We start from the raw sequence: 8,464 nt of genomic DNA, 5'->3' as shown, positions 1-8,464 counted from the left end.
TGTTTCTTCATTTTAAGTAAGGTTTTGTATTCACTCACATCGTTAAGCTGAATCGTCACTTCCTTGAATCCCCATTTCATTAAACAAGCCGTATCTTCTTCGCCACAGTGAAAACAGGCTTGTGGACGATAAGAAAGCTGACCATAAAAGACAAAACAAATGACGCCGTTAATGGCTTCTTTTTGGAAACAATCTTCTTCAAAAGTCAGATTTAAGTCTAGGATATCTAGGATTTCTTTAGTATAATGAGAGATGGACATCTTGAAACACTCCTTTGGATATTTGTTTGGTACCTTTATTCTACGGGTTTTCAAGGTGTCTGTTTTCTATTTTGCTCAGAAAATATAAAAAAACTAGTATGGGCTACAAGAAAATCATTCTTGTCTACCAACACTAGAAATTATAGAGCCATATTTTTTTGTTTGACAACCATTGGTTAAAAATTTTCATAAAAAAAAGAAAGACTCTCTCCTTGTAAGAGAGTCTTTCTTATCAGCTTGGCTTTTTAAATATTGCTAGTTTTTAATTATACTTTTACAACATTAGCAGCTTGAGGACCGCGATCTGATTCTTCAACATCAAATGTAACAGATTGTCCTTCTTCTAAAGTTTTGAATCCTTCTTCTTGGATTGCTGAAAAGTGGACAAATACGTCACTTCCGTCTTCACGAGAGATAAACCCGTAACCTTTTTCTGCGTTAAACCATTTTACTGTACCTTGTTCCATTCAAGTTTCCTCCTCGTGCGTTAGCACTTTTTAAAATTGTAACATTGCTCGTACTACGTTAGAGACAAGTAACTTTGTGCCACTTCCATTTTCCAAACAAAATTACAAACCTCATTTTACTCTTGCGAGCGTTTTTTTGCAAGTGAAAATTATATATAATAAATTAATTCCAAAATCCTTCTTCTCTTAAGCTAACATACTTTTTATTCCCAATAACTAAATGGTCTAAGATTTCTATTCCCATCATTTCTCCGCATTCTTTCAACCGCCTAGTAAAAGCACAGTCATTTTCCGAAGGAGTCGGATCTCCGCTTGGATGATTATGCGAACAAATAATACGAGCAGCACTACAACGCACCGCTTCACGAAATATCTCTCTTGGATGAGCAACACTTTGATTCACTGATCCAACAAAAAGTGTTTTTCGATAAATAACCTCGTTTTTCGTATTTAAATAGAAACAAAGTAAATGTTCTTGAGAAAAATCTTTCATTTCATCAATTAACTGTTGGGCTAAGTCAAAGCTAGTGATAACTTTTCCAAATTTGGGTTGATTTGAACGATGAATACGATATCCTAATTCCATCATAGCTTTAAGTTCAATAGCTTTTATTTGCCCCACACCAGAAATCTGTTGCAATTCATAGAGCGTAGCATTTTTTAACTCATATAAATTCGAAAAAGTAGTCAAAACAAGACCAGATAGCTCTATCACATTATACTTTTTAGAGCCAGTACGCAGTAAAATAGCTAATAATTCTTGATTGGAAAGCGCCTGTACCCCATATTCTAATAAGCGCTCGCGTGGAAACGAACTAAGTGGTGTTTTATTTTTTTCCATAAAAAAGCCTCCTTACGTCTTACACTAATAAGTACGCAAAAAAAGCTTATTTTATTTTTCTAAAGTGGAAAAAACTTCATTTAATGTAGGTAATATAGTTATTGTTTTTTCTTTAATAGCTGGCGTAGGTGTGATCAAATCTGGAATCATAATGACATCAATGCCTGCTTGATCTGCTGCTAGTACACCATTGTTAGAATCTTCTAATATAAGTAATTCTTCCTTGGAAAAGGGAAAGCGCGCAGCAGCTTTTTCAAAAATTTCTGGATCAGGTTTGGCTTTTTTGACATTCTCAAAAGAAACTACATGAGAAAATGCCTCTGATAGATGATTTTTTTCTAACAAAATATCAATAATTTTACGTTGATTACTAGAAGCGACACAACACTGAATCTTTTTTTCTTCTAAATAATGCAAAAGTTCTTTTAGACCTGGTTTGACATCAGCAGCCCCTGCTTCAAATAACTCAACGGCTCGCTCAAAAGATTCATTGATGAACTCATTGACAGCTTGTTGGCCATAAAGCGGATCATACATTTCATGATAAGCTTGCCATACTTCTTCATCGGAAACACCAATATATTTTTCATAAGTGGCAAAATTGTAAGAAAAGCCCATTTTATCAGCAACCTCTTGAGTAGCTTTATAATAAAGTGTTTCTGTATCAAACATTAATCCGTCCATATCAAAAATAATCCCTTGTTTGTTTTGCATAATGTCCTCCTGGTTAAGAAGTAATATCTTTAATCAATTGTCGTACTTCTGCTACAAAATAAAGCGATCCTGTCACTAAGATAATATCATCCGATGAAATTTTGTCTAAAATATTTGCCAACCCAAATTGCCATAATGAAACAATCGTAATCCGCTCTTCATTTACTTGTTGATAATTTTTTTCTAAACGAAGTACACCTGGGTAATCGAAATTTGTTAGATAAATTTTCGCTTGGGAAATTCCCAACAGTTGTTGCAACATTCCTTCAACATTTTTTCTTTCTAAAGCGGAAAATAAAACAAAAATACGTCGGTCCTTAAACTCGGTAGTCATATTTTCAACAAGTCTTTTCATCGCTTGTTCGTTATGTGCCCCATCTAATATGATTAAAGGATTCTGACTAATACGTTCCATTCTTGCCGGCCAGCTTGTGTTTTTTAATCCATTTTTTACTACTTTTTCTGTAAAGGGGAACCTTTGCAACTTACAAACAAGATAAAAAAGCTGAACTGCAACAGCAGCATTTTCTACCTGATGCTTTCCTAATAAAGAAGTAGAAAGTTTAGAAATTCTCCCTTCTTCATTATAAAAGTCAAACTGTTCTCCCCACTTAGGATCAGGCCCTTGATAATCAAATTGGTAGTCTTTAGTCAAATGAGAAACTTCCGCCTGTTGTTTTTGTGCTGTATCGTCGATTACTGCAAGTGCATTTGCTGTTATATTTCCTGTAACAACAGGGACACCTTTTTTGATAATTCCGGCTTTTTGTGTGGCAATTTCTTCAACTGTATCCCCTAAAACTTCCATATGATCCATCCCAATAGTCGTAATTGCTGTAAGTAGCGGAGATACTACATTAGTACTATCATACAAACCACCTAATCCCACTTCTAGCACTACTAAATCTACATTAGCTTCTTTAAAATAAAGAAAAGCAACAGCAGTCAATAGTTCAAATTCAGTAATCTCAAAAAGGTCACTATTCTGATCTGCTGACTCTATCAAAGGTTGGATTGTTTGTACGATAGTTGTCATTGTTTCATCAGAAATGGGCTGACTATTTATCGCTATTCGTTCGTTCAATTCTTCAATATAAGGTGAGGTAAAAGTCCCAACGGTCAATCCAGCTTCTTGTAACATAGCAGATAAGAAGCTAACCGTTGATCCTTTCCCGTTGGTACCAGCAACATGAACAAAAGTTAGGTCCTTTTCTGGATGATGAAGTTGGTCTAACAATGCATTGATTCGTTGTAACCCTGGTTTTGAACCAAAATTTTGCCGGCTTTCGATAAATTGAATTGCTTCTTGTGCTGTTTTTATCACGTTATTTTCACCTCAGACTGCATTATAACAAATTCCTAAACCATATACTATGAGAAGAAAATAAAAGCTAACTTCTAAGTTAAAAAGGTTCAAAGATAATCAGAAAGTGGTCAAGCCCAGTTAACTTATGTCCTGAATTTCGTTTCAGGACATAAGTCCATCCAAGCTATGTCCTGAGTTTCATTTCAGGACATAAGTCCATCCAAGCTATGTCCTGATTTTCTTTTCAGGACATAAGTCCATCCAAGCTATGTCCTGAGTTTCTTTTCAGGACATAAGTCCATCCAAGCTATGTCCTGATTTTCGTTTCAGGACATAAGTCCATCGTTCTTAGTCTAAGTTTCAAAAAAATAGAACAAAAGCATTCCTAATAATAAAATATCCGAACTATAAAGAGGTTGCGTCTACGGTTACGCATCGCAGCGAACAGTCCCATCCAATATAGTTCGGATATTCTTACTTTTACCTTAATTTCTTTAAGTTACTTATTTACTTTCTGCAATTGAGCTATGCGATCCTTTACCGTTTGTTGTTTTTCTCGATAATCTGTTTGTTTATCTCGTTCTTTTTGTACAATGTCTTCAGGAGCGTTAGCTACAAAACGGTCATTCGCCAATTTATTTTCCACTCGTTGCACTTCTTGATTCCATTTTTCCAATTCTTTAGCTAAACGGTCTAATTCTTCTTGAATATTAATCAAACCAGCAAGTGGTAGATACACATTAGCTCCTGTTAGAACCGCGGACATCGCCGCTTCAGGTGGTTCTAACTCACTACTAATTTCAAGTTTTTCTGGGTTACAAAAACGATCAATATAGTTTTTATTTTCTTTTAGAAATGTTTCAACAGCAGGGTCACTTGTTTGAATCAGTAAAGTGATCGGTTTTGATAATGGTGTATCGACTTCTGCACGAATATTACGAACCGATCGAATTAATTCCACAAGTACATTCATTCCTTGAGCTGCTTTTTCATCATTAAATTCGGGATGGACTATTGGATATTGAGCGGTCACAAGTGAAGTACCTGTATGCGGAATTTTCGTCCAAATTTCTTCTGTAACAAATGGCATAATTGGGTGCAATAAGCGTAATAATTGATCCAATACATAAATAAGTACACTTTTATTCGTTTCTTGTGCATTTTTATCTTCTCCATAGAGCGTTTCTTTACTCATTTCGATATACCAATCACAAAAATCATCCCAGATAAAGTTATATAACTGACGGCCAGCTTCTCCAAACTCAAAGCGATCAAATAAAGAAGTAACTCTTTCTATTGTGTGATTTAAACGCGTTAAAATCCAACGATCAGCAACTGATTGTTCCCCGCTAAGATCAATATCTTGAGCGCTCATATCTGAGACATTCATCAAAACAAAACGCGCCGCATTCCAAATTTTATTAATGAAATTCCAAGCGGCATCCATTTTCTCATAACTAAAACGAACGTCTTGGCCTGGAGAAGAACCATTTGATAAAAACCAACGTAAAGCGTCCGCCCCATACTGATCAATCACTTCCATCGGGTCAATACCGTTTCCTAAGGATTTACTCATTTTACGTCCATCTGCATCTCGAATTAATCCATGGATTAACACATTTTCAAAAGGACGTTCATCAGTAAATTCTAAACTTTGGAAAATCATACGACTAACCCAAAAGAAGATAATATCATAACCTGTAACTAAAGTACTTGTTGGGAAATACCGCTGATACATTTCATTTGAAGTATCTGGCCAGCCCATAGTTGAAAACGGCCATAAAGCGGAACTAAACCAAGTGTCCAAAACATCTTCATCTTGTTGCCAGTTTTGACTATCTTGTGGAGCTTGCATGCCCACATACATTTCACCTGTTTCTTTATGATACCAAGCTGGAATTTGATGTCCCCACCATAATTGTCGTGAAATGACCCAATCATGAACGTTTTCCATCCATTGTAAGAAAGTTTGGTTAAATCGACCTGGATAAAAATGCACAGCATCTATACTTTCTTGGTTATCGATAGCTTGTTGCGCTAAAGGTCCCATTTTTACAAACCATTGTTTAGATAAACGTGGTTCAACTACAGCATCACTTCGTTCAGAGTGTCCTACACTGTGTACCATTTTTTCTACTTTGACTAAGCGACCCAATTCATCTAAATCTTTTACAATCGCTTTACGAGCAGCAAAGCGGTCCATATCAGTATAAGCTCCTGCTTTTTCATTCATCGTCCCATCATCGTTCATCACATTTACACGAAGCAAATCATGACGATTACCTACTTCAAAGTCATTTGGATCATGAGCAGGCGTAATTTTTACTACACCTGTTCCAAATTCGCGGTCAACATACTCATCTGCCACAATAGGGATTTCTTTATCCATTAACGGTAAAATCACTGTTTTACCAATTAACTCTTGGTAACGTTCATCATCTGGATGAACTGCCACCCCAGTATCTCCCAACATGGTCTCTGGACGTGTTGTCGCAATTTCTACTACTCCTGAGCCATCTGCTAACGGATAGGTCATATGGTAAAAAGCACCTTTTACCTCTTTATGGATAACTTCTATATCAGACAAAGCCGTTCGTGCTTGAGGGTCCCAATTAATAATATATTCGCCACGATAAATTAGACCTTTTTCATATAATTTAACAAATACTGTTCTTACAGCTTCTGATAATCCATCGTCTAAAGTGAAACGTTCGTGTCCATAATCAAGCGACAAGCCTAATTTTTCCCATTGTCCTTTGATATGTTGCGCATATTCTTCTTTCCAATCCCAAGCTTGTTCCATAAACTTCTCACGACCTAAATCATAGCGAGAAATTCCTTGTTCATTTAACTTCGCTTCTACTTTAGATTGTGTCGAAATCCCTGCATGATCCATCCCAGGAAGCCATAACGTATCAAACCCTTGCATACGTTTTTGTCGAATAATCATATCTTGTAAGGTCGTATCCCATGCGTGTCCCAAATGTAGTTTCCCAGTAACATTGGGAGGGGGGATGACTACTGAATAAGGAGATGCTTCTTTATTCCCGCTAGGTTTAAATAGATCTTGCTCTAACCACTTTTGGTAACGTCCGCTCTCAACTTCTTGTGGATTATATTTTTTAGATAACTGTTTTTCTGACATTTTCTTTCCTCCTTTGATAGTAAAAAAGGTCTGATGTTTTTTACATCAATTAAAAAGCCCTAAGATGAATAAACATCTTAGGGCGCTATTTACGCGGTACCACCTAAATTGCAGTCTTTGTTTACTGCCACTTACAAGTGAACTAACGGTCACGACCCGTTTGACCCTACTTTATTCAAGTCAAAGACACTTAAGCTACCTTCACTGGTTACTGATGAAAATTTTTCAGCCTAGAATTTCCTCTCTAAAATCAATGAGACCAATTACTCCTCTTAAGTCTTGTTTGTCTTATTCTACAATGTCAGTATCCTAAAGTCAATTCAAGCTAATGACTTTGCGGCATCTAATGCTTTTTTATAATTAGGTTCATCAGACATCTCAGGTACAATTTCTTCATAACGAATCGTTCCGTCTTGATCAAGAACAAAAATACTGCGTGCAAATTTATCTGCTTCAGGCATATAAAGATTATACGTCTTACCAAAAGTGTTTTCCGGATCATGTAACATAATCATATCGACCCCTTCTTGTCCACACCAATTGGCTTGATCTTCTTTCGTATTATTGGAAATTGTCACAAAGTTAATAGCTTCAAGCTGACTCGCTTCTTCATTAAAACGTTTAGCCTGTAAAGCACAGACACGTGTATTAATATCTGGTATGACACTTAAAATTGTTGGTTTTCCATTATTAAAGTCTTCTAAGGTATACGTACGATCTTGTAAATCCTTTAAAGAAAAAGACTCCGCTCTATCGCCAACTTCTGGTTGGGGGCCAGGTACCTCTAATTTTTCTCCCTTACGAGTAATAAACATATTTTTCCTCCTACTCTTACTTAGCAAAACAACTAACATAAAAAAATCATTTATTGCTTATCCGATGCTTTGCAATCTATTCATAGTATAAAGCAGTCACAAAAATTTATAAAAAAATATGCTTAAGACGTCGCAACAAGCGAAGGCTTTTTATAATTACGATCAAAAAAGAGTAAGGTTAACAATTCCGTTGTAAGGTCAATATACCGCATGCTAACACTGTCAGGTACTTCGACTCGGTCGGGAGCAAAATTTAATATCGCAGTAATCCCACTATGAACCACAATATCAATGGCCTCTTGTGCATACTCACTAGGTACTGTAGAGATAGCTGTTTTAATATTTTTTTCTCGAACCACTTTCTCAAAATCAGCCATACTATAAACATAAAAACCGCCAACGGTTTGTCCTACAATTGCTGGATCCGTATCGAATACGCAATCGATCGTAAGGTTTTGATTTCGGCGAAAATTATTATTAGCTAATGCTTTTCCTAAATTGCCAAAACCAACAATTGCGATCCTATTTTCTTCATAGCTATCTAATAGTTCACTGAAAACTTTAATTAAAAAACCCACTTCATAACCGTAACCGCTACGTCCTAACTCTCCCAAATAAGAAAAGTCACGACGAATCGTCGCAGGAGGCACTTGTGTAATTTTGGAAAATTCCTTTGATTTAATTCTAACTATACCCTTAGAGTGTAAAATCGTTAAATTTCTTAAGTACAAGGGCAATCTTTTAGCCGTAGCTCGTGGTATTGTTTTCGTACTATAATTGTTCACTTGCCCGCCTCCCATTTTTTGTTAATATATTCACATAAAGTGTACCATGTCTCTTGCATTTTAGCAACAAAATGGGAATCGTATGCACTGAAAGTCCCCTCCCTCTTTTAAGCAAAAAAGTTAACGAACTA

At 36.1% G+C, this 8,464-nt stretch carries 7 protein-coding genes, 1 pseudogene and 1 other annotated feature; all 8 genes and pseudogenes read right to left on the bottom strand.

Features of this window, described 5'->3' with window-relative positions; all coding sequences use genetic code 11:
• Positions 1–260 (bottom strand): annotated as a pseudogene (locus G577_RS0105040) (ISL3 family transposase); the annotation flags it as partial.
• 266 nt (positions 261–526) lie between these two features.
• Complete coding sequence (locus tag G577_RS0105035; RefSeq protein WP_028790257.1) at positions 527–727, bottom strand: cold-shock protein; 201 nt, start codon at positions 725–727, stop codon at positions 527–529.
• 163 nt (positions 728–890) lie between these two features.
• Positions 891–1,568 (bottom strand): RadC family protein, encoded by a 678-nt coding sequence (gene radC / locus G577_RS0105030; protein WP_028790256.1) that lies wholly within the window; start codon positions 1,566–1,568, stop codon positions 891–893.
• 51 nt (positions 1,569–1,619) lie between these two features.
• Positions 1,620–2,282 (bottom strand): HAD family hydrolase, encoded by a 663-nt coding sequence (locus tag G577_RS0105025; protein WP_028790255.1) that lies wholly within the window; start codon positions 2,280–2,282, stop codon positions 1,620–1,622.
• Between the two features lie 13 nt (positions 2,283–2,295).
• Entirely contained in the window at positions 2,296–3,606 is a 1,311-nt protein-coding gene (locus tag G577_RS0105020) for a bifunctional folylpolyglutamate synthase/dihydrofolate synthase (protein ID WP_155988490.1), read from the bottom strand.
• 481 nt (positions 3,607–4,087) lie between these two features.
• Positions 4,088–6,733: a valine--tRNA ligase gene (locus G577_RS0105015; RefSeq protein WP_028790253.1), complete on the bottom strand. Its 2,646-nt coding sequence runs from the start codon at positions 6,731–6,733 to the stop codon at positions 4,088–4,090.
• 75 nt (positions 6,734–6,808) lie between these two features.
• Positions 6,809–7,022 (bottom strand) — a binding site (T-box leader).
• Positions 7,023–7,053: 31 nt separating this feature from the next.
• Entirely contained in the window at positions 7,054–7,548 is a 495-nt protein-coding gene (gene tpx, locus G577_RS0105010) for a thiol peroxidase (protein ID WP_028790252.1), read from the bottom strand.
• Between the two features lie 122 nt (positions 7,549–7,670).
• A complete protein-coding gene (locus tag G577_RS0105005) occupies positions 7,671–8,348 on the bottom strand; it encodes a redox-sensing transcriptional repressor Rex (RefSeq protein WP_038022835.1) in 678 nt (225 codons plus the stop codon).
• Positions 8,349–8,464: the final 116 nt, after the last annotated feature.

Origin of the sequence: Tetragenococcus muriaticus DSM 15685 (genome assembly GCF_000423785.1) — a bacterium.
Lineage (GTDB): Bacteria > Bacillota > Bacilli > Lactobacillales > Enterococcaceae > Tetragenococcus > Tetragenococcus muriaticus.
The sequence above is the reverse complement of the archived record's forward strand: the minus strand, read 5'-3'. Positions and strand labels throughout refer to the sequence as shown.

What these genes read in the sequence shown, in the direction of transcription:
- G577_RS0105035 (WP_028790257.1), bottom strand. Translation starts at nt 727, where the DNA reads ATGGAACAAGGTACAGTAAAATGGTTTAACGCAGAAAAAGGTTACGGG.
- radC (WP_028790256.1), bottom strand. Translation starts at nt 1,568, where the DNA reads ATGGAAAAAAATAAAACACCACTTAGTTCGTTTCCACGCGAGCGCTTA.
- G577_RS0105025 (WP_028790255.1), bottom strand. Translation starts at nt 2,282, where the DNA reads ATGCAAAACAAACAAGGGATTATTTTTGATATGGACGGATTAATGTTT.
- G577_RS0105015 (WP_028790253.1), bottom strand. Translation starts at nt 6,733, where the DNA reads ATGTCAGAAAAACAGTTATCTAAAAAATATAATCCACAAGAAGTTGAG.
- tpx (WP_028790252.1), bottom strand. Translation starts at nt 7,548, where the DNA reads ATGTTTATTACTCGTAAGGGAGAAAAATTAGAGGTACCTGGCCCCCAA.
- G577_RS0105005 (WP_038022835.1), bottom strand. Translation starts at nt 8,348, where the DNA reads ATGGGAGGCGGGCAAGTGAACAATTATAGTACGAAAACAATACCACGA.